The organism is Bradyrhizobium iriomotense, from assembly GCF_030160715.1.
Taxonomy (GTDB): Bacteria; Pseudomonadota; Alphaproteobacteria; order Rhizobiales; family Xanthobacteraceae; genus Bradyrhizobium; species Bradyrhizobium iriomotense.
In genome coordinates, this window is sequence record NZ_BSOW01000005.1 from 182,105 (window position 1) to 199,511 (window position 17,407).

The window sequence follows — 17,407 nt, forward strand, 5'->3', positions numbered from 1 at the left end:
TCCCCCTGAGTCGTGCGGTCGTCCGAATGTCGGCTTTGCCGGCGAGCAGGCACAGGCGAAATCCTTCCTGCTCGCCCAGGCCCGCCTAAAGCGCGATGAGATAGGGATGAATCGTCATCGCGCTTTAGGTTATTGTTTGAGCATGATCTTTCGGAAAACCGCTTCACACTTTTCCGGATCATGCTCTAGAACAAGCTCAAATTTGAGCATTTCCGTTGCACCGACGTTAAGTCAGCTGCAAGGCGCCGGCGTGTGCTTTACCGCTCGTTCAACCCTCTGATGGCCAAGTGGCGCTGTTTCTTTGAATTGCTTTTGCTTTGAACATTTTCAAGCTGCGAGCCACACTCATGGTCGAAACCACATCGTTCCTGCTCGATCTGGAAGAGACGGTTGCAAAAGGAAATCCCGAGAGCTGTCTGCGGGCGATGTGGCACGCGACCGATCTCTTGATCGCTGGGACCTATTCCGAGGACCAGATCTGGACGTTCGGCGAGATCATCGGCCGCCTTGCCCAGGAGATCGAAACGACGTCACGTGCGCGGCTGGCGGGAAAGCTCGCGTCCAGCAACAATGCGCCCTACAAGCTGACGAGCCAGCTCGCCACCGATGACTGCATCGACGTGGCCTGGCCCATCCTCAAGCAATCGCAGCGCCTGGACTCCGAAACTTTGATTGCTTGTGCCAGGAACAAGAGCCAGCAGCATCTACTCGCGATCTCCCAGCGACAGTCCGTTCCGGAGGCCGTGACTGACGTCCTCGTGGTCCGCGGCGGCAACGAGGTCGTCAACTCGGTGGCGGCAAACAACGGCGCGAGCTTTTCGAATTCCGGCTTCCTGCATCTGGTGCGGCGTTCCGAAGGAGACTCGATCCTCGCCGAATCCGTCGGGCTGCGAAAGGACATTCCCCGGCATATCTTCCATCAGCTGATCGCCAAAGCCTCCGCAGAAGTGCGCCAGAAGCTCGAGCGCGAACGGCCCGATATCGGGCCGCAGATTCACCGGGTCGTGGTCGACGTCACCGGCGCGGTGCACGCGAGGTTCGGTCCGGCCTCCAAGGATTATTTCATCGCCAAGCGGACGGTCGCAAAGCTGCATGAGCGGGGCGAGCTAACCGAAGACAAGGTCTTCGAGTTCGCCCATTCGCTCAAGTTCAACGAAACGGCGGTCGCACTCTCCTTGCTGTGTCCGTTGCCTGTCGACGTGGTCGAACGCGCATTGATCGAAAGGGATCGCGAGCCTGCACTGATCCTGGCCAAATCACTGAACTATTGCTGGCCGACCACCATGGCACTTTTGTTCCTCGGGGCACCCAACTATCGCATCACCGCAGGCGAGCTCGAACGGTTGAAGCTCGATTTTCATCGGCTCGATGTGAAAGCCTGCCGCGGCGTCATCGCCGTGTACCGCTCCCGCAGGGACGAAGTCGGAAGCGGCCCCTTCCTGCGCCCGCGGAATGCAGTCTAGCAGCCGCCCCGCGTCGCCTTGAATGTCGATGCGGTGACGTCCCGCAGCAGGCGCGAAGTAGCGGCAAGGATCACGGCTAGGCGTAGCGACCGAGAACTCGGTTGACTCGCGGACATTATTTCGATAATCGTTGAAATATGGAAAAGACGGATGCCGTCGCGGCCCTTGCCGCGCTTGCCCAGGACAATCGCCTCGACGTCTTCCGCCTGCTGGTGCAGGCCGGCCCGGACGGCATGACCGCCGGCGCAATCGCTGACGCGCTGGATCTCGCACCGAACACGCTGACTTTTCATTTCGACCGGCTGCGGATGGCCGGGCTGGCGACCGTGCGGCGCGAGGGACGCTCGATGATCTACGCAGCGCAGTTCGAGACCATGAACGCGCTGCTCGGATTCCTGACCGAAAACTGCTGCGGCGGGGCGCCGTGCGCCCCGGACGCGACCTGCAAACCCGCGCGAAAACGCACCAAGGTGCCAGCCAGAGAGGATCGACCATGAAGCGCCTGCACGTTCATGTCTCCGTCGAGAATCTTCCGCACTCCATCGGATTCTACTCGGCGCTGTTCGCGGCCCAGCCTTCCGTCGTGAAGTCCGACTATGCGAAGTGGATGCTCGAAGACCCGCGCGTGAATTTCGCGATCTCGACGCGCGGGCGCGAGCCCGGCCTCGACCATCTCGGTATCCAGGTCGAAACCACCGACGAGTTGAACGAGGTTTATGCGCGTCTGCGCGAGGCCGGCGGCAATGTCATCGAACAGGGCCAGACGACTTGCTGCTACGCCAGCTCCGAGAAGGCCTGGATCGACGATCCCGCTGGCATTGCCTGGGAGACCTTCCACACGACCGGGGAGAGCACCGTCTATGGTGACGGCACCGGCGAAAACGGGGCACGCGTAGCACGTGAGAAGCAGTCCGCCTGCTGTGCGCCCTCCTCGGCCCCAAAGCAATCCTCGGCTTGCTGCTGATTGGGCGGCCGGCTGATGGACGCGTTCGACCTTCCACGGCGCCTTGCAGCGGAAGCGCTCGGCACTGCCATCCTCGTCGCGACCGTCGTCGGTTCCGGCATCATGGCGGAAACGCTGACCAGGGACGTCGCGCTTGCGCTCCTGTGCAACACGCTGCCGACCGGCGCGATCCTGGTCGTGCTGATCACGGTCCTCGGACCGATCTCGGGCGCGCATTTCAATCCGGCCGTCACGCTGGTTTTCGCGCTGAGGCGCGAGCTGCCGGCGAACGAGGCTGCGTTTTACGTGATCGCCCAGATCGCCGGCGGCGTCGCCGGCACCATGATGGCGCACCTGATGTTCGCGCTTCCGCTGATCGACCTTTCATTGAAAGTGCGCACCGGCGGATCACAGTGGTTCGCCGAGGCGGTTGCAGCCTTCGGTCTGGTCGCGACGATCCTGGCAGGCATCCGTTTCCAGCGCGGCGCCGTGCCGTGGCTGGTTGGCCTCTACATCACGGCTGCCTACTGGTTCACCGCCTCGACCTCGTTCGCCAATCCGGCGGTCGCGATCGCGCGCTCGCTGACGAACACGTTTTCCGGTATTCGTCCGGCAGACCTGCCTGGGTTCATCCTTGCGGAGCTATGCGGCGCGATTGCCGGAATGCTGCTGATGAACTGGCTGCTCGGGCGTACGCCGGCGCGCGGCCCCGTCGCAATCGCGGAGACATCACGATGACCGTCACCATCTACCACAACCCGGCTTGCGGCACCTCGCGCAACACGCTCGCGATGATCCGGCAGAGCGGCGTCGAGCCCGTCGTCATCGAATATCTCAAGACACCGCCGTCGCGCGAGCGGCTCGGGGAGTTGGTCGCAGCGATGGAAATTTCGGTCCGCGCCCTCCTGCGCGAAAAGGGCACGCCCTATCGGGAGCTTGGCCTCGACGACCCGAAATGGTCCGACGACCAATTGCTCGATTTCATGATGGCGCATCCCATTCTCATCAACCGTCCGATCGTCGTGACGCCGAACGGCGCGCGACTGTGCCGGCCCTCGGAGGCCGTGATCGATCTCCTGGACAATCCCGTCGGACGTTTCGTGAAGGAAGACGGCGAGGTGGTCGAGCCGCGCTAAAGCATGATCCGGAAAAGTGTGAAACGGTTTTCCGAAAAGATCATGCGCAAACAACAACCTAAAGCGCGATGATGATTCATCCTAATCTCATCGCGCTTAGGCTTCGATGGCATCGCGAAAGACGGCCGCGTCACGTTTGCAGGAGCGTGACGCTGCATGGCCACGCGCCTGAACGATCCGCGCCCCTCGCATTTGTCGTAAATTTTCTAAAGACTTTAGTCGGCCAATTTACTCGAATTTTCGTCCTGATGCCCTAGGTCCCTGCCGGGTTCCATCCGGTTCCGCAAAGCAACGTTGCGGCAACGTGTGGGCAATTCACGAGCGGCCTCGCCAACGCATCGATCTCGCGGCGAGCGGCTCCAATAACATCCGGTCTGACTTAGCAAGTCGACTTGGAAGTCGACTTGGAAGTCGGCTTGGAAGTCGGCTTGGCGAGCCAGCTTCGCAAGTCAGTCGGGCAAGACGAACTTTGAATGACGATTTGGAATGACAATGAATTCGGCACGCGAGTCGATCGAGCTTTTGGGGCAGCTCGCGCGGATTTTCCTGTTTGAAGAGGTCAAGCACGGCTTGCGCGATCGGGAATGGATGGCACTGCGCTTCCTTGCCCGCGCGAACAGATTTTCGCGGACGCCTTCGGCGCTGGCGAGCCATGTCGGCACGACCCGCGGTACGGCGTCCTACATCATCCAGGAGCTGGAGCAAAAGGGATATCTGGAGAAGACGCGATCTGCCAAGGACAAGCGCTCAGTAACGCTGAGCGTGACGCAGCAGGGCAAGAAGTTTCTGGTGCGCGACCCCGTCAATGCCCTGGTGGATGCGATTGCATTGCTCGACGAGGAGCGCAAGACGAGCTTTCGCGATGCGCTCCGTCACGTGCTGGACCAGTCGGATACCGGCCAGCAGCGGCACCGCGCCGACATTTGCAGGGGCTGCATGTTCCTGAGGGAAACGCGCGGCAATCCCGAGAACGAAACGCCTGCCGAGTTCACCTGCCGCCTGTTCCGCGCTGCCATCACGGACGTCGAGACCGAGCTCCTGTGCACGAGCTTCGAGCAGCGCAGGCAATAGCGCGGATCAGGGCCCAGATTTGCGCGCCGGCAAAACCGCGCCGGCGCTGGTCAGCACGAGCAAGCGCCCATTGTCGCTTTTGATCTCCTCGATGCGACCAAGGCCCGGCACCTGTTGTCCGAGAATGGCCTCGACGACGCCGTTCGGCCCCTGGAGGATCGCGATGCCTTCATAGGCCTGACGAACCGACCAGCCCTTGACCACCTTTCTCGAAGGTGTCGCGTGCTCCGACGGCGATACCGAGCCGGTGATCTCGGTGCCAGCGCCTGCCGACACCACGACCGCAATAGGCTGGGCGGCAGACGTCGTCTGGGAGGCGACGGGAGCCGGCGCCGGCGTCTGCACCTGCGCGAGCTTCTCGAGCTTCGCTGTCGAAGCCGAGTTGACGCGCTCGATGCGGTCGAGATTCTCGGCGAAGCGACCGAAGCGATCGCTCGTCGTCTTGCTCGAGAGATCGACGGCGGTCCGCAAGCCGTCGAGATTCTCCGAGACACCGGAGACCTGACGGCGCAACTGCGCGACCGTCTCGCGCAGATTCCTGATCTCGGCGCTGGTCGCCGCGTTGGTCTGGCTCGGCTGCGTGGTCAGATAGGCGATGACGCCGGTGCAGGCGCTGACCACCAGACCAACCGCGACCGCCAGTGTCGCAAGCGGCACCACCCAGGAGGGACGCGGCGCCGGCGGCTTGGAGACGATCACCGCCGGCCGCAGCGCGACCGAAGCGGGCTTTGGTATCGCCATCTTGTCCAGCCGGGCTTTGGCGCGAATACGCTTGAGCCCTTCGAGTGCTTCCTTCGCAATCGCTTCATCCGCCGCGACAGCCGAGGCATTCTTGGTGCCTGCTTGAGGCGCGGCAGCGCGTGGCGAAGGGCCCTTGCCTTTCGAATCGTGCGCGTCACGGCGCAGCGTCGCTGCCCCCGACATGTCTGCCGGTCCATTCGGACGAGCCTGTCCATCGGACGACATTTCATAATGCTCCGTCTCGGTTCTTCTCACCTTGGCGAAGCTAGAGCGCCAAGCTTGTCCGAAACCGGCGCGCGGATGGTCGTTCGTCATGCGAGATGCGACACAACCGAGCGTCGTGCGCCGGCACGGATGCGCCACAGTGCGGCATCAAAGCAACAGAGCGATCGCGATTTGCATTTGTGGCGCTTATCTGGCGCAACCCGAGTCAAATTGGCGCACCCGCCTCGCAGGCTCAGGTGTCGATGCAGGAGTCAAACTCCGCTGCCGAGGCCCCTTTACGCATGCGCACAAAATGCCCGTGATTTCACGGTGTCGGCGACCGATCGAACCGGCGCACGACAGATCTAGTAAGGACACTTAATCAACTGTTACGTTCGGAAACATCAAGAAGCAACCAGCAAAAACAAACAGCATCAAACCCTCTTACCAAGAGGTTTGTTCCACGCGCTTGATCGGAATTCGGCAATTGTTACGGTCCTACTCAAGTGATTCTCGCCTGTTGGCGAGGAGAACGACACGGTTCAGCAGCGTTCAGACACAATCCGTAACTCGACGCAGCCGGACCAGGTCGTTTCTCGGTCTGCTCCGCGAAGCCATCGTAAGGCACTCGCCGAGCCTCACTTCGTAAGCGTTCAGTATCGAGTGGCGTAACAGGCCTGCAGACCGCAGGCGCTGAATGCGTAGGGCTGCCCGCGAACATCATCACCGAACCACAACAAGCGTTCGCGGGGGAATATCGTCAAACGGCATGGCTGTTCGTTCGGCCGGGGCATCACAAAAATCTTCCCGGCAGGATCTCGGCGAGTGCGAAACAGGGGCGAAAGACTGATGTATATAATCGTTGATGATCGCGAAAGCGTCGCGAACAGCTACATTGCAGGGCTCGTTCGTGAAGGCGTTTCGTCGATCGGCTTCTCCTCCGGAGAATTCTGGGACTGGTTGCAATCCGCAAGCGAAGCGGATCTCGAGGCCGTCGACGCCTTCCTCTTGGGAGACGTCGATGCGCGCGGAAGCCTTCCGCGCGCAGTACGCAAGCGATCTTCGGCACCGATCATCGCCTTGAGCGGACTGAAGATGCTCAAGAACACGCTGGAGCTGTTCGAGGCGGGCGTCGACGACGTCGTGCACGTTCCCATCCACCTGCGCGAAATCCTCGCCAGGACCGCGGCGATCGCGCGCCGCCGGATCGGCGACAGCCCGCGGCCCTGCGAGACTAGGATCCAGGTCTTCTTCAACGGTCGCGATCCGGAAATCGGCGGGCATGCCCTGACGCTCCCCCGCCGCGAGCTGCGCATCCTTGAATATATGGTCGGCAACCACGGCAAATGGATCACGAAGACGCAGATCTTCAATGCGGTCTACGGCATCTTCGAGTCGGCTTATGACGAGAGCGTGATCGAGAGCCATGTCAGCAAGCTGCGCAGGAAGCTGCGCGATCGCCTCGGCTTCGATGCCATCGTCGCGCGGCGCTATGTCGGCTACCGGCTCGACATCCCCGTGAACGAAACCATCGACGAGTCGATTGGGGAGCTCGAGGATGTCGGCATCCTCCTCAACCGGCCGCATACCAGCCCGGCCGCATACCCGGCGGGCTAGCGGCTCAAAGCAGACGAGGTCCCTGCGCACAAGGTGCGCGGGGGCAATAGCCGGAGCAATGACGAGGAAACATTCCTGCCCGCTTGCCAGCAGCTTTGCTGCAAGATTCTTTCAGGCTACGGCTTGGGCTGGAATTCTTCGCGCGAAACGTAGTTGAAATCCTCGACCAGGACGTCCTGAATGACGTCGGCCTGCATACGCTCGTTGACGCGCTGCTTGATGGCGGCCGTCAGGATGGACAGGTCGTAACGGGCGAGCTTCCTGAAATCCAGGCGATCATCCGCGTAGATCTTGCGGAAGGCTTCATCGACGACGAACGGATCCGGCGGAACGGTGAGCTGATGCATCGTCCGCGCCTCGACCGTGTAGACGAACCGCGCGACGATGTAGCCCTGCACGCTGCCGTTCTCGACCATCGGCACGCTGAGCGCCCGCGTCTTCTGGTACTGGAGGCCGTCGAGATATTCGTCCTTGTGGATCAGGCCACCATTCTCCTTCCAATACGCCACCGCGTAGCTTCCGCCCGCGGTGAGAATGCACACCCAGAGTCCGGTCAAGAGCAGCCTGATCATTTGCCCTCCTGCGAGGTCCTGCCGCTATAGGTGCCGTCCGACTCGGCCTCCCTGATCGCCCGCACGATGATCTCGGCCACCTCGCGCACCGCGTCGTAGTGCATCTCGAGGACCGCGCGGTTCTTCTCGAGCTTGCGCCGCAGGTTCTGAATTTCGTCGGTGACCTCGGCTTCCGCGCCGAGATGGAGCTGCGCGCGCATCAGGCGGACGAATTCCAGCATGCTGCGGCTCTTGCGCGTGCTGAAATCGTCGAAGTCGATCTTCTTGCCCGCCCGGAGTGCCAGCGTCTCCTCGTCGATGACGCTCTCGAGCCGCCGGATGGCCGCGAGCAGGCCACGCACCTCGTCGGACATAGACGGATCGACCGGCACGGGCGCGACCTCGACGCGCACATCCGGCAGATGCACGGGTAACGCCGCTTCGCCTGGCCCCTCAGTCTTCGTGTCCCACTGCTCCGCCGCCATGCTCGTTGCGCCTTCTTCCGCCTGCATCTCAGATCACCTCCCCGCTAGTCTCAAGCCCGCACGGATCATCCGGCTTTTTCCGACTTGCCGTCGGCAGATGCCGGATGCGCAGCCGCAAGCTGCTTCGCAATGCCGATTCCCTTGCCCTGCGCGAGCTGATTGCCGAGCTGCTCTGCCAGCATCGAGCGCCAGATGCCGCCCGCAGTGCCCTTGCCGAACAGGTCCTGCGCGTTCTGCGGCAACATCGTCTCGACGAAGACCTGGAGAACGAAGGCCTCGAACTTGCGGTAGACGTCACCCGAGGACGGCGCCTTGATCACCCGCACTGGCGCGGCCGCATTCGAGGAGTCGAGCGAGGCGGCCTGCGTCTTTGCCGCCTGTTGATCGCCGGCGACGCTCGCGGCCCTCGTAGCCTCGGTCTGCATCGTTGCGGCAAAATCGGCGTCCGACGGCTTCAGCGCATCGAGCTTCGCGGTGGCCGCACGCTGCGCCGCCGGGTCAGCAGCCTCCAGGACGTCGAGGACAACATCGGGCGTCGGTGTGACGATCATGTATCGGCTCCGGCTAGCTGCTTATGGACGTCCAGTCGCGCACACCGGAGTGCGCGCCGGTGATCTCCTCGAGGAAGCGCATCTCCGCCTCGCGCTGCTTGCCCGCGATCACGCCTTTTGCGACCTGCTCGAGATGTTTCACGCGTCGGCTTTGCGCATGGACCTGGCCGAGCTGCTGCTTGGCTTCGGCCTGGAGCGCGCGGGCGCCGACGCTGGTTGCCGCAAGACGCCGCGAGATCGAATAGCTCGAGGAGCCGACCGGCAGCTCCGCGCCATTGAGAGTGCCGACCAGATAGATCTCCTCGTCCTGCAAGTGCTGCTCCCGTTGCCTGAGCTGCACGAGCTGCCATTCTGAGAGCCGGAGCTGCAGCTTCATCAGCGAGACCATGCGCGTGAGCCTTTCCGCACGTGACGTCATCGATCATTCCGCGAGAAACGACGTCACGCCGATCATGAACTGCGTCAGGAGCTCATCGCTGGTCAGATAGAGCAGCAAGAGCCCGCCGAGCAGGACGAACGGCACCGAGATGAAATAGACCGGGATGGACGGTGTCAGCTTGTTGACGAGGCCGACGGCCAGATTGACGATGACGGAGTAGACGATGAAGGGGCTGGTGATCCGCAGCGTCAGCACGAAGGCTTCGGAGAGACGGCTCACGAGCTGCGAAAGCGCGACATCGCCGCCGAGCCTGTCGCCGGGATGCCAGACGTCGTAGGAGTTCATGAGTCCCCTCAGCACCTGCCAGTGCTGGTCGGTCATGAAGAGCAGCGTGGTCACGGCCGCCATGATCAGCGGGACCAGCGCCGGAGCCGGATCGGTATCGCCGACCGGCGTTCCCGGAATGTTGGAAAGCCCGATCGCGCCCGCCATCGCGGTCGCCATGGTCTGAAGCGCGAGGAAGAACACGCGGCCGGCGATGCCGATGATGCTGCCGGTGAACAGCTCCGAGCCGATCAGCGAGGCCAGCGTGAGCGGCTGCGCGTCTGTCAGGAGCGGTTTCAGCGTCGCAACCAGGATCGGCGCCAGCGCGAAGGTCGTGACGATTGCGACGAACAGGCGGATCTGAACGGGAATGTTGACGCTGGAGAACCCGGGCACCAGCATCAGGCAGGCGCCGATGCGACAGAACACGATGAAGGTGGCCAGAACGCTGTCCGCAAGACCGCTGATCACGACACCGCTCCAAGCGCCCTGATCTCGGCGCTGCGCGCCACCTCGACATGCGACAGGATCGGCAGGGTCGGGAACACCCGCTCCAGGATCATGCGGACATAGGGACGGGCTTCCGGGGTCACCGCCAGCACCACGTTCGTGCCCGTCTCGGTGATCTTTCTGACGGCCGCACTCGCCTCGGTCGCGAATTGCTCGATCACGCGCGGATCGGCGTCGAACTCGACCACGTCGCCCTTGGCGTCGCGCTTCAGGCTCTGGTGAAATGCGAGGTCCCAGCGATTGCCGAGGCGCAGCACGTTGAGCACGCCGTTGTCGGAGAGATCGCCGCAGATCTGCTGGGCAAGCCGCATCCGCACGTGCTCGGCGACCTGCTCGGAGCGCCGAACATGCGGCGCGATCTCGGCGATCGCCTCAAGGATAAGATGGAGATTCCTGATCGAGACGCGCTCGGCGAGCAGGATCTTCAGGATCGCCAGCAGTCCCGAATAGGAGATCTGCGACGGACAGAGATCGTCGACCAGGCGCTTGTACTCGGGGTCGAGCCGGTCGAGCAGGCCGCGCATGTCCTTGTAGGACAGGAGCTGGGCGAGGTTCGCCCTGATGACTTCGCTGAGATGCGTGAGCAGCACCGACAGATTGTCGACCGGCTTGCAGCCCTGCCGCTTGACTTCCTCCGTGAAGGCCTCGGTCACCCACAGCGCCTTCATGCCGAACGCCGGCTCGATCACCTCATCGCCGGGAACGTCGGGCTTGCCGTCCTTGTCCACCAGCACCATCACCTCGCCGAGCCGCAGCTCGCCATGGGCGATCCGCGTGTCGTGGATGCGGATCTGGTAGCCCTTGGGATCGATCGACAAATTGTCGGTAAGCTTGATCTCCGGAATCACGAAGCCATACTGCTTGGCGAACTTCTTGCGGATCTTGGCGACGCGATGGGCGAGCTCGCTGCGCGAGCCGAGCAGGTGAACCGAAAGCTGGCTTCCCAGCGACAGCTCGATCTCCGCCGTCCTCAGCGATTCCTTGACGGATTCCTTGGCCTCGGTCTGGGCCCGCTCGTCGGCCTTGCGCGCCTCCTCCTTGCGCTGCGCGGCCGCCTGACGCCTGGGCAGCGAGTAGCCGACGAAGGCCATGACCGAGCCGAGCAGCACGAAGGGCAGCATAGGCAGCCCCGGCATCAGTGCCAGCACACCCATCATGAGCGCGGCGGCCGATACGGCGCGCGGATAGCCGCCGAGCTGGCGCAGCACGGCCTGCTCCGCCGAGCCCCTGGTCCCGCCCTTGGAGACGAGCAAGCCGGCCGACAGCGAGACGATCAGCGCCGGCATCTGCGACACCAGGCCGTCGCCGACCGACAGCTTGGTGTAGACGTCGGCGGCGCGCGCAAGCGTCAGGCCATGATGCGTTACGCCGATGACGATGCCGCCGAAGATGTTGATCGCAGTGATGATCAGACCCGCAATGGCATCGCCCCGCACGAATTTCGAGGCACCATCCATCGCACCGAAGAACGCGCTCTCTTCCTCGAGCTCGCGGCGCCGACGCTGCGCCTCCTTGTCGTCGATCAGGCCGGCGGACAAATCGGCGTCGATCGCCATCTGCTTGCCGGGGATGGCGTCCAGGGTGAAACGGGCGCCGACCTCGGCGATGCGGGTCGCGCCCTTGGTGATCACGACGAAGTTCACCGTGACCAGGATCGCGAAGATGATCAGGCCGATCACGAAATCGCCGCCCATGACGAACTTTGAGAATCCGGCAACGACGTAGCCGGCCGCCTGCTCGCCCTCCCCGCCCCGCGACAGGATCAGGCGGGTGGTCGCGATGTTCAGCGCCAGTCGCAGGATCGTCGCGATCAGGAGCACGGTCGGGAACGCCGAGAAATCGAGCGGACGCTGGATCCACAACGCGACCATCAGGATGAGCGCAGAGAGCGCGATCGAGACCGCAAGGCCGAGATCGATCAGCATGGGCGGGATCGGCAGGAACAGGATCGTGAGCATGCCCACGATGCCGCCCGCGAAGAAGACGTCCGCGCCAAGTCGTCGCGGGGTCGGCAGGCTCGCAGTCAACGTATCGGCCATGGGTCACCGGCAGGAAAATTCTGCCGTGCAATCTGCCGCGCAAAGCTTACGCGAGGATGGCGGCGGCGCGCCGCGGATCAGAAACCATGCTCGATCCGCGAGTACACCATCTCGGTGAAGGTGGAAAGATGCGCCCCGATGAAGGAACCCGAGACGGCCACGACGAGCAGAATGACGATGATCTTCGGAACGAAGGTCAGCGTCACCTCCTGCACCTGCGTCAGGGCCTGGATGAGCGCGATGATCGTGCCGACCAGCATCGCCGCGCCGACCGCGGGACCCGAGGCGATGATGATCGTCCAGATCGCCTGCTGGACGATATCGAGGGCGTCCCTCTCGTTCATGGCCTAGCTGATGGTGAGCCCGGCGCCGACGGGGATCCGTGTGCCGTTCTCGAGCATGGCGACGGCACCGTCGGTGTTGATGGAGACGGAAGCGATCTTGCCGCTCACGGTCGCCCCCGTGCTGTCGGTATAACTCGCCGTGTGTCCGATCAGGCCATCGGCCTGCGAAAGCGCCGAGGACGAGAGCAGCGCGTCGAGCTTCGAATTGGTCTGCATGGCCTGCTCGACCGTCGAGAGCTGCGCGAACTGGCTCATATATTGCGAAGTGTCCATCGGATTGGTCGGATCCTGGTTCTTCATCTCGGCGATGAGGAGCTGGAGGAAGGTGTTGTAGTCGACCGTGTTGGTCGCCGTCGTCGTGGATCCGGTCGAGGTCGACTGCGTGCTGGTCGCGTCGGTCGCGCTGGTGACGTTCATGTGTCTCTCCGCTGTCAGGCCGCCTCGAAGGGGACGTTGGTCGCAGTGCCGGCCAGGATCGCCTGCTCCACCGGGAACAGCGCCCGTATCCGCTTCAAGGCCTCGTAGTAACGGCTCGCTCCGACCATCTCGTCGATCGCGGTGAGGCCCTCCAGCATCTGCTGATTCTCGCAGACCGCTTGCAGGGCGGCGTGATGCCGCCCGTAAAGCGCCGCGGCATCGGCGATGTCGGTCGGGTTCATCAGCATGTGCTGGACGATGAAATAGAGCTGGCGCAGCGCTGTCGTCGCGTCAGCCGCTTGCATGACCTGGCCTTCCAGTAGGAACATCACGTCATTGACGAGCTCGAGCGAGACCTTGCGGTCCACGCGCAGCACCGCTCCGTTCACGTAGATCCGCTCGCCCGCCCGCAAGGATATCTTCATCAGAGCGCATCTCGGATCACGCGGTTGATCTCGACGAGCTGCACCACGTCGTTCGATTTCTCCGCGCGCAGGCGATCGGCCTCCTTGATGACCCACAGGCCGATCGAGATGATGTCGGCGCGGAGTTGCTCGGGCAAACCGTTCTCCGGATGCGAGAGATCCTCGATGAAGATCGCCCACAGGCGGCGGACATAAAGCAGGGTTTCGACCAGGTCCTCGGCACTGAACGAGCCCTTGCCGAGCCGCTCCAGCCGGTCGATGCCGAGCGTCAAGGCCATCCGCTCGCGGCCCCGCGCCTCGAGGCTGCTGTCTTCCACGACCGCTTCATAAGCTTCAAACGTCATCTGGACCACTCTGCGCAGGAAACCGAACGACAGGGCAACGGCCGACACTCCGGCTCAGAGATAGTTGATGAGGCTGATCTTCTGCATCCGCGAGGTAAGCGCGAGTGCCGTCTCGATCTGGTTCTGCAACGTGTTGACGCGAACCGAGGCTTCGGTCGGATCGACCTTCTCCATGTCGACGACCTGCTGGTTGAGAATGTCGTGCTGGATCTTCAGCTTGTCGGTCGCGTTCGAAACTTGCTGCTGGATCGACCCGACGCTGCCGCCGAGCACCGCGAGGTTGTCGATCGCACCGCTGACGAGGCTGATGGCCTTGTCCACGACGGTCTGGAACGTCGCCTGGCTCAGGTTCGTGTTGCCGAGATCGCTGAGCATGGTGTAGGCCTCGGCGAGCTGGCGGAAGCCCGGTTGATTGGCGCTGACGGACGTATCGACGACCTGGGTCGTTGAAATGCGACTACTCAGCGGCTGGTTCGTGGCCGAGGACCAGTTCGTGTTCCAGGCTGGGCTGGCGAACTCCGCATCGAAAGTCGTGTTGAGGAAGTTCTGCATCTGGGCCGGGGTGATCGTGCTCACACTCGCGGAGGACTGCGAGAAGCCGAAGCCCGTGGGTGGTGCTGCCAGGAAATCCGCGTCGACCTGATTCTTACTGGTCGAGCCGGCCGCGTAGTTCGTGATCGGAGCGTTCTGCGTGTTCAGGCCGCCGAACAGATACGAACCATTGTAGGAGGCGTTGAGCGCGCCGATGAGGTCCTGCAGATTGGCGGACGCACTCGGCAGGATCATGCTGGCGCCATTGTTGGCATCGCGCGCGGCGATCAGGTTCTTGAGGAAGTCCTGAGCGGTCGAGCCGAGCTGGGTGATCCGGTTCTGGGTCACGTCGAGGCGGCCCGAGACCAGCCCGTTGGTGTCCACGATCTGGTCGATGAAGTTCATGTCCGCCCGCAGCGCGACGTCGCGCCCGGTGGAGACGCCGAGCTGGAGACCGACATCGGCAAACCGGCCGGTGGTGGCCTCCTTGGTGGCCTTGCTCAGCGAGCTCTGATTGTTCGTGATCGAGTACCTCAGTGCCGAGGAGAGCATGTAGGTCGAGATGTAGTTCGCGCTCATCATGATGTCCCCACGGCGGCTAGCAGGCTGTCCAACATGTTGTCGACGGTCGAGATCAGCTTCGACGACGCCGAATAGGTACGTTCGACCTGGAGCATCAACGACATCTCGTCGTCCATGTTGACGCCGTTGACGTTCGAGAGCGCCGAGTTGCTGCGGTCGAGCAGCGTGTTCTGGTACTGGACGCCGTCGTCGGCAGTCTTGCGCTGATTTTCGATCCAGCTTGCGGACGACGAGGCAAAATCGATCACGCCGCCGCTCGGCTTGCCCTGGGCGGCGGGGTCGAACGGCTGCGGCGCATCCATGTCATCGATGAGCTGCTGAAGCCGGGTCGAGAAGCCGGCATTGCCGGCCGTGTTGTAATCGTAAGCGGCATTGCCGCTGATCGAGCCGTCGCGTAGCAAATTGGGATTGCCGCCCGAGGCCGGATCGACGGAAGCGGCAATCGTGATCGTGCCGGCAAGGCCGACCGACACGGTAGCGCTCGCGGGCATCGCCGGTGCGCCGGGATAGGTGAAGAGGCCAGGCACGTTCGGCAACGCGGCGGCGGTCTGGTCGCTCTCCTGGAAGGCGCTGATCAGGCCGCGCGCGATTTCGTCGAGCTGGCTCTGGTAGGTGACCGTCGCATTGTCGCGAAGGTCGGCGAGGCCCGCGATCTTGCCGGATTTGAGCGGCATCACGGAATTGGCGCCGGTCACCGGCACACCATCTATGAAGACCGCATTGCCTGTGGTCCCGGGCGTGTAGGCGTTGGTCGTCGCAAAACTGACCGTCCGCGCGGTCTTGTCGTACAGCACGACGCCGCTGTCGGTGTAGAGCGCCGCATCGCCATTGGCGCGGATCGACATGGAAACGCCGACCTCCTGCGACAGTTTCGAGACGATAGCGTCGCGCTGGTCGAGATAGTCGGTCACGTCGTCGCCGGCGATCGTGCCTTTCACGATCGCGGTGTTGACCGTGCCGAACTGGGTGAGGAGCTGGTTGATGTTGGCGACCGAGGTCGCGATGTCGGCATCGGCGCCCTCGCGGACCGACTGCACGGTGTTCGTCGCCTCGTTGAGCGAGGTCGCCATCTCCTTGGCGGCCGACACCGCAGCTTGCGCCAGCGTCGCGTTGTCGGGGGCGTTAGCGTATTGCTGGAGCGCCTGCTTCAGCTTGTTGAGCTCCGCCGTCGGCGACTGATCGAGCTCCGGATCGTCCACCGTGGAGGCAGCGATCTTCTGAAGACCGTCATAGATCGCACTTTGCCTCGCGGATGCCGATGTCGCAGTCAGGACGTTGGTGAACAGGCCGGCGCTCGCGGCGCGCTGGATCGCCGCGACATAGACGCCAGCGCCGGGGAATGTGTCCAGCACGGCGGTCTTGCGCGAATAGCCGGCCTGGCTGGCGGCGGCGATATTGCGCGAGATGACCGACGACTGGATGCCCGTCGCCATGAGCGAGGAGCGGGCATTGTCGAGAGCGGCAGTGAGGGACATGGGGTGCTCTTTGGCGTGCTCTTTGGCTGGTTCTCGGCCGGTATCAACGCTTCAGGTTGACGACGACGTCGAGCAGGTCCGCGCCGGTCTGGAACGACTTCGAGTTCGCGGTGAAGCCGCGCTGCGCCTCGATCATCGAGGTCAACTCGTCGGCGAGATCGACGTTGGAATCCTCGAGCGCGCCGGACTGGATGGTGCCGAGGCCGCCGGTGCCGGCATTGCCGATCTGGAGGTTTCCGGAGTTGAGGCTGACCGAATAGACGTTGCCGACTTCGGGCGTGAGATTGTCGGGGCTCGGGACATCGGCGAGCGCCACCGTGGAGATTGGTATCTGCGTTCCATTCTGAAGGATCGCATTCACCACGCCCTTGTCGTCGATATCCACCTTCTCGACGGACGACGGAGCATTGCCGTTGACGGTGGCCTTGAAGCTGAAGCTCGAGGCCACCTGCGTCATGGCCGACAGGTCCATCGTCACGGCGGCACCGTTGGGCACGTTCACCGAAAGTGTCGACGGACCGGTCAGCGCGCCCTTGCCGACCGCGGTCGTGTCGAAGTTGAAGGTGCCGGACGCACCCGCAATCGCGGTTCCCGTCGCGGAATCGTAGACCTGGACCTGCCAGGTATCCTGGGTGGCGGTCGTCGCGGTCCTCGACATATAGACGTCGAGCGTCACGGCCCTGCCGATATTGTCGTAGGCCACGATCGAGCTCTTCGATGAGTATGACGCCGGAGTGGGCGGACCGGCGATGACGGCCGCGCTCGGATCCAGATTGCCGGTGACGGTCGCCGTGGTCGAAGGCGTGGCCTGAAGCTTTGCCTGATTGACGTTGACGATCTGCATTCCGGCGGTGCTGTTCGAGGAGATGTTGGAGACGGCACCGGGGTAACCCATGAGATAGTAGCCGGCCGCATTGACCAAATTGCCCTGGCTGTCGGGTACGAACGAGCCGGCCCGCGTCAGGAACTGCTTCGTGCCGGTGGCGTCCGACACGACGAAGAAGCCGTTGCCCTGAACGGCAAGGTCAGTCGTCGACGTCGTGAACTGCATATGTCCGGCATCGGTGATCGCGTAGCGGACGTCCGTCTCGACCGCGCCGGAGTCGTAATTGCCCGAACCGCTCTTCAGGATCAGCGAGGAGAATTCGGTCGAAGCCCGCTTGTAGCCGGTGGTGTTGACGTTCGCGATATTGTCCGAGACCGTCGACAGCTTGTTGGACTGCGCGCTCATGCCGGACACGCCGGTGCGCATTACGCCATACAGGCTCATGGATT

Annotated in this window: 21 protein-coding genes; 7 read left to right on the forward strand and 14 right to left on the reverse strand. The window is 63.0% G+C overall.

The genetic code is table 11. From position 1 onward, the window contains the following. Window positions 1-347 precede the first annotated feature (347 nt). The 6 genes from QQL28_RS09425 to QQL28_RS09450 all read left to right on the forward strand — a co-directional run bounded on the left by QQL28_RS09425 (window position 348) and on the right by QQL28_RS09450 (window position 4,613). Window positions 348-1,463: a DUF2336 domain-containing protein gene (locus QQL28_RS09425; protein WP_284263999.1), complete on the forward strand. Its 1,116-nt coding sequence runs from the start codon at window positions 348-350 to the stop codon at window positions 1,461-1,463. Between the two features lie 137 nt (window positions 1,464-1,600). After that, complete coding sequence (locus QQL28_RS09430) at window positions 1,601-1,960, forward strand: ArsR/SmtB family transcription factor (RefSeq protein WP_284264001.1); 360 nt, start codon at window positions 1,601-1,603, stop codon at window positions 1,958-1,960. Beyond that, the gene (locus tag QQL28_RS09435; protein WP_284264003.1) at window positions 1,957-2,427 is read left to right on the forward strand and encodes an ArsI/CadI family heavy metal resistance metalloenzyme; all 471 of its coding nucleotides are present in this window, start codon (window positions 1,957-1,959) and stop codon (window positions 2,425-2,427) included. Before QQL28_RS09430 ends, QQL28_RS09435 begins: the two co-directional genes overlap by 4 nt. 15 nt (window positions 2,428-2,442) lie before the next feature. Further along, a complete protein-coding gene (locus tag QQL28_RS09440) occupies window positions 2,443-3,144 on the forward strand; it encodes an aquaporin (protein ID WP_284264005.1) in 702 nt (233 codons plus the stop codon). Continuing rightward, the gene (gene arsC, locus QQL28_RS09445) at window positions 3,141-3,542 is read left to right on the forward strand and encodes an arsenate reductase (glutaredoxin) (protein WP_284264007.1); all 402 of its coding nucleotides are present in this window, start codon (window positions 3,141-3,143) and stop codon (window positions 3,540-3,542) included. The genes QQL28_RS09440 and arsC overlap by 4 nt, the downstream gene beginning before the upstream one ends. 492 nt (window positions 3,543-4,034) lie before the next feature. After that, window positions 4,035-4,613, forward strand: coding sequence for a MarR family winged helix-turn-helix transcriptional regulator (locus QQL28_RS09450; RefSeq protein ID WP_284264009.1), 579 nt, complete (start codon window positions 4,035-4,037; stop codon window positions 4,611-4,613). 6 nt (window positions 4,614-4,619) lie between these two features. Here QQL28_RS09450 and QQL28_RS09455 read toward each other — a convergent pair whose 3' ends face one another. Next, on the reverse strand, window positions 4,620-5,579 hold the full coding sequence (locus QQL28_RS09455; RefSeq protein WP_284264011.1) for a hypothetical protein: 960 nt from the start codon (window positions 5,577-5,579) through the stop codon (window positions 4,620-4,622). An 828-nt stretch (window positions 5,580-6,407) separates the two neighbouring features. Between QQL28_RS09455 and QQL28_RS09460 the strand changes: the two genes are divergently transcribed. Beyond that, window positions 6,408-7,175: a response regulator transcription factor gene (locus tag QQL28_RS09460; RefSeq protein ID WP_284264014.1), complete on the forward strand. Its 768-nt coding sequence runs from the start codon at window positions 6,408-6,410 to the stop codon at window positions 7,173-7,175. A 116-nt stretch (window positions 7,176-7,291) separates the two neighbouring features. Here QQL28_RS09460 and QQL28_RS09465 read toward each other — a convergent pair whose 3' ends face one another. The 13 genes from QQL28_RS09465 to QQL28_RS09525 form a co-directional block, all read right to left on the reverse strand. After that, window positions 7,292-7,747, reverse strand: a complete 456-nt coding sequence (locus QQL28_RS09465) for a hypothetical protein (RefSeq protein WP_284264016.1) — start codon at window positions 7,745-7,747, stop codon at window positions 7,292-7,294. After that, window positions 7,744-8,238, reverse strand: a complete 495-nt coding sequence (locus QQL28_RS09470; protein WP_284264018.1) for a flagellar biosynthesis protein FlgN — start codon at window positions 8,236-8,238, stop codon at window positions 7,744-7,746. The genes QQL28_RS09465 and QQL28_RS09470 overlap by 4 nt, the downstream gene beginning before the upstream one ends. Before the next feature lie 38 nt (window positions 8,239-8,276). Next, window positions 8,277-8,762, reverse strand: a complete 486-nt coding sequence (locus QQL28_RS09475; protein WP_284264020.1) for a rod-binding protein — start codon at window positions 8,760-8,762, stop codon at window positions 8,277-8,279. Window positions 8,763-8,775: 13 nt separating this feature from the next. Then, the gene (locus QQL28_RS09480; protein WP_284264022.1) at window positions 8,776-9,180 is read right to left on the reverse strand and encodes a hypothetical protein; all 405 of its coding nucleotides are present in this window, start codon (window positions 9,178-9,180) and stop codon (window positions 8,776-8,778) included. Window positions 9,181-9,183: 3 nt separating this feature from the next. Beyond that, complete coding sequence (fliR, locus tag QQL28_RS09485) at window positions 9,184-9,936, reverse strand: flagellar biosynthesis protein FliR (RefSeq protein ID WP_284264024.1); 753 nt, start codon at window positions 9,934-9,936, stop codon at window positions 9,184-9,186. Continuing rightward, complete coding sequence (gene flhA, locus QQL28_RS09490; RefSeq protein WP_284264026.1) at window positions 9,933-12,014, reverse strand: flagellar biosynthesis protein FlhA; 2,082 nt, start codon at window positions 12,012-12,014, stop codon at window positions 9,933-9,935. The genes fliR and flhA overlap by 4 nt, the downstream gene beginning before the upstream one ends. A 77-nt stretch (window positions 12,015-12,091) precedes the next feature. Then, on the reverse strand, window positions 12,092-12,358 hold the full coding sequence (gene fliQ / locus QQL28_RS09495) for a flagellar biosynthesis protein FliQ (RefSeq protein ID WP_284264028.1): 267 nt from the start codon (window positions 12,356-12,358) through the stop codon (window positions 12,092-12,094). A gap of 3 nt (window positions 12,359-12,361) precedes the next feature. Continuing rightward, on the reverse strand, window positions 12,362-12,775 hold the full coding sequence (gene flgD, locus QQL28_RS09500; RefSeq protein ID WP_284264030.1) for a flagellar hook assembly protein FlgD: 414 nt from the start codon (window positions 12,773-12,775) through the stop codon (window positions 12,362-12,364). A 14-nt stretch (window positions 12,776-12,789) separates the two neighbouring features. Next, window positions 12,790-13,200, reverse strand: coding sequence for a flagellar biosynthesis repressor FlbT (flbT, locus tag QQL28_RS09505; protein ID WP_284264032.1), 411 nt, complete (start codon window positions 13,198-13,200; stop codon window positions 12,790-12,792). Continuing rightward, entirely contained in the window at window positions 13,200-13,544 is a 345-nt protein-coding gene (flaF, locus tag QQL28_RS09510; protein WP_284264034.1) for a flagellar biosynthesis regulator FlaF, read from the reverse strand. The genes flbT and flaF overlap by 1 nt, the downstream gene beginning before the upstream one ends. Before the next feature lie 54 nt (window positions 13,545-13,598). Then, on the reverse strand, window positions 13,599-14,657 hold the full coding sequence (locus QQL28_RS09515) for a flagellar hook-associated family protein (RefSeq protein WP_284264037.1): 1,059 nt from the start codon (window positions 14,655-14,657) through the stop codon (window positions 13,599-13,601). Further along, complete coding sequence (gene flgK / locus QQL28_RS09520; protein WP_284264039.1) at window positions 14,654-16,132, reverse strand: flagellar hook-associated protein FlgK; 1,479 nt, start codon at window positions 16,130-16,132, stop codon at window positions 14,654-14,656. The genes QQL28_RS09515 and flgK overlap by 4 nt, the downstream gene beginning before the upstream one ends. Window positions 16,133-16,175: 43 nt before the next feature. Next, window positions 16,176-17,402, reverse strand: a complete 1,227-nt coding sequence (locus QQL28_RS09525; RefSeq protein ID WP_284264041.1) for a flagellar hook protein FlgE — start codon at window positions 17,400-17,402, stop codon at window positions 16,176-16,178. Between the last annotated feature and the right edge of the window lie 5 nt (window positions 17,403-17,407).

Excerpts from the sequence above, each read along its gene's own strand:
- QQL28_RS09425 (WP_284263999.1), top strand. The coding sequence starts at position 348 with ATGGTCGAAACCACATCGTTCCTGCTCGATCTGGAAGAGACGGTTGCA.
- QQL28_RS09430 (WP_284264001.1), top strand. The coding sequence starts at position 1,601 with ATGGAAAAGACGGATGCCGTCGCGGCCCTTGCCGCGCTTGCCCAGGAC.
- QQL28_RS09435 (WP_284264003.1), top strand. The coding sequence starts at position 1,957 with ATGAAGCGCCTGCACGTTCATGTCTCCGTCGAGAATCTTCCGCACTCC.
- QQL28_RS09440 (WP_284264005.1), top strand. The coding sequence starts at position 2,443 with ATGGACGCGTTCGACCTTCCACGGCGCCTTGCAGCGGAAGCGCTCGGC.
- arsC (WP_284264007.1), top strand. The coding sequence starts at position 3,141 with ATGACCGTCACCATCTACCACAACCCGGCTTGCGGCACCTCGCGCAAC.
- QQL28_RS09450 (WP_284264009.1), top strand. The coding sequence starts at position 4,035 with ATGAATTCGGCACGCGAGTCGATCGAGCTTTTGGGGCAGCTCGCGCGG.
- QQL28_RS09455 (WP_284264011.1), bottom strand. The coding sequence starts at position 5,579 with ATGTCGTCCGATGGACAGGCTCGTCCGAATGGACCGGCAGACATGTCG.
- QQL28_RS09460 (WP_284264014.1), top strand. The coding sequence starts at position 6,408 with ATGTATATAATCGTTGATGATCGCGAAAGCGTCGCGAACAGCTACATT.
- QQL28_RS09465 (WP_284264016.1), bottom strand. The coding sequence starts at position 7,747 with ATGATCAGGCTGCTCTTGACCGGACTCTGGGTGTGCATTCTCACCGCG.
- QQL28_RS09470 (WP_284264018.1), bottom strand. The coding sequence starts at position 8,238 with ATGCAGGCGGAAGAAGGCGCAACGAGCATGGCGGCGGAGCAGTGGGAC.
- QQL28_RS09475 (WP_284264020.1), bottom strand. The coding sequence starts at position 8,762 with ATGATCGTCACACCGACGCCCGATGTTGTCCTCGACGTCCTGGAGGCT.
- QQL28_RS09480 (WP_284264022.1), bottom strand. The coding sequence starts at position 9,180 with ATGACGTCACGTGCGGAAAGGCTCACGCGCATGGTCTCGCTGATGAAG.
- flhA (WP_284264026.1), bottom strand. The coding sequence starts at position 12,014 with ATGGCCGATACGTTGACTGCGAGCCTGCCGACCCCGCGACGACTTGGC.
- fliQ (WP_284264028.1), bottom strand. The coding sequence starts at position 12,358 with ATGAACGAGAGGGACGCCCTCGATATCGTCCAGCAGGCGATCTGGACG.
- flgD (WP_284264030.1), bottom strand. The coding sequence starts at position 12,775 with ATGAACGTCACCAGCGCGACCGACGCGACCAGCACGCAGTCGACCTCG.
- flbT (WP_284264032.1), bottom strand. The coding sequence starts at position 13,200 with ATGAAGATATCCTTGCGGGCGGGCGAGCGGATCTACGTGAACGGAGCG.
- flaF (WP_284264034.1), bottom strand. The coding sequence starts at position 13,544 with ATGACGTTTGAAGCTTATGAAGCGGTCGTGGAAGACAGCAGCCTCGAG.
- QQL28_RS09515 (WP_284264037.1), bottom strand. The coding sequence starts at position 14,657 with ATGATGAGCGCGAACTACATCTCGACCTACATGCTCTCCTCGGCACTG.
- flgK (WP_284264039.1), bottom strand. The coding sequence starts at position 16,132 with ATGTCCCTCACTGCCGCTCTCGACAATGCCCGCTCCTCGCTCATGGCG.
- QQL28_RS09525 (WP_284264041.1), bottom strand. The coding sequence starts at position 17,402 with ATGAGCCTGTATGGCGTAATGCGCACCGGCGTGTCCGGCATGAGCGCG.